The 1,985-nt window shown below is 60.1% G+C and carries 1 protein-coding gene and 2 pseudogenes; all 3 read right to left on the reverse strand.

The features are described from left to right. Positions 1-74: 74 nt before the first annotated feature. Positions 75-233, reverse strand: a pseudogene (locus tag AC07FD_RS29160) (IS630 family transposase); the annotation flags it as partial. Between the two features lies 1 nt (position 234). Continuing rightward, positions 235-1,698, reverse strand: coding sequence for a recombinase family protein (locus AC07FD_RS29165; RefSeq protein WP_478352657.1), 1,464 nt, complete (start codon positions 1,696-1,698; stop codon positions 235-237). A 47-nt stretch (positions 1,699-1,745) separates the two neighbouring features. Continuing rightward, positions 1,746-1,907, reverse strand: a pseudogene (locus AC07FD_RS29170) (ATP-binding protein); the annotation flags it as partial. Positions 1,908-1,985 lie beyond the last annotated feature (78 nt).

Here is a 1,985-nt window from a genome sequence, read left to right on the forward strand (position 1 = left end):
CGTCATAATATCGGTGGGCGGGTGCGGGCTCATGCCCGTAAAGTCCGCCTAGAGCAGTTTCTGGATAATCACGGTTAGGCATCGTAGCCGGCGTGGGCGAACAGGTTTTCGCATTCTTTGGGGTGGAAACGATCGATGGCGACGGCCACGGCGTCCCATAATTCCGGGATGGACCGGGCTGCTGCCTTTCGCAGTAAAGCCTTCAGCTTGGCGAAGGCCATCTCGATCGTGTTGTCATGATGACTCTCCAGTCCGGATTCCTGTTGAGGCGTGAGACAGGCTGACGAGCCAGATACGTTGTGTCCCCACTTTGGCGATACGCCCCTTGAGCTTTCCGCGCCGGAGCCAGCCGTAGGCGGTCTGGCGATGGACGCCGAGCTGTTCGGAGAGTTCCTGCAGGGTCACCTCGTCGGCATTGCGACGGGGAACATTGCCGGACCAGATGGGTCGCTTCTTTCCAAGTCCCTTTCGTACGAGAAGCTTCTGGACGATCAACGCGTCGAACGTTGGCTTCTTCGCAGGCGTCCAGCCTTTCGCATTGAGATCGTCGGCGATCTGTCGAGCGGTCGCCCCCTCGGCACGCAACGCCGCGATCCGATCCAGTATTTCGTCGTGATGCTCCAGTTGTTCAAAGCGTCTTACGGTTCGGACAATCGGATGCGTCGTCACGATCTCTCCGGCCCAGTGGCATTTTACCTCGGCACGCTCGGTTTCTCCAAACACCCGGATGACGACGCGATCGAGCATCATACGGGCGATGGTTTGCCGGTCGCGTGATGTAGTGGACTGCGCCCTCCACAGGGCAGGCACATCTTCTGCCAGCCGGCGGACCGTGTCCTTTTCCTCCGCCGTTAGCCGCTCAGGTTGGCGCGCAAGGGCCCGCCGGTGATCATCCGCGAGCGCCTGTTTCGTCGCCATTGCTGCTTCCCAATCCCGTTCAAGCGTCCGCGCGACCAGACGGTTGTCAGGATCGACAGCTTCGTAGCGCCGACGTGCGAGTGATGTTTCATAATCTGCGCGTTCCAGTCGCTGCTTCCAGCCGTCATGGAGCTGCTGTCGTTCGAGTTCGATATCCTCGGCAACTTGAAGGCTGACGTCGATTGCTGCCGGCGAAAGGGCTTCAAGAATCAACGCGGTCAGACATGTGTCCACCGGACGGGCGCTGATCGACTGGCACCGTGGACCGCCATAGGTGGTGGCCTCATAGCTGCAGCTATAGCGCGCTTCCCGTCCGTCATCATTGTAGCCGGTCACCATTTTACGGCCACACACGCCGCAGATCATCAAGCCGCCAAGCAGTGCTGCGCCACCACGCGGGACGCCGGTATATCGAGAACGGTTTGCCGCCATCAGTTCCTGATTCCGCTCATAGGATTGCCAGTCAATGTACGCTGGATGTGCGTTTTGGTGCAGCACCATCCATTTTTGTGGATCGCGAACGAAGCGTCGGCCGCTATGCGGCTTTCCGGGAAGCCGGAGGCGTCCGTCATGGTGACGGCGCCCGAAGACATAGGCACCGGCATAACCAGGATGACGAAGCATGTCGCTGAGAGTGGCCGTATTAGGTCGGTTCCAGCACACGTCGCCCTTTTCAGGGCCGCTCCGTATACGATCGGTATGGCGCGACAATCTGGGAGAGAAGAGCGCGACAATCTGGATGAGAATCTGGTGTCGCGGCGGTGGTGATGATCGCGGCATTGATTGTCGCGCGCAAGAGGGTTTGTCGATTTGATTGTCGGGGCGCGTCAATCAGGCGCGACGTTCGCGGGTGTCGCATATGACGCCGGCCGGCCCGGTCCGCGCTTTCGCTCGATCGCTTCGCGCCGCCGATAGCTCTCGACATTCATCTCGAAGATTGTCGCGTGATGGACGAGACGGTCAACGGCGGCGAGCGTCATGGCGGGATCACCCAACATTACAGGGTGCCGCCATTCTCGACGGGGTGGTATCTCATTTAACCGTCACGGATCCGCGCCACGGCCTTG

It is taken from the genome of Mesorhizobium waitakense, from assembly GCF_056431085.1.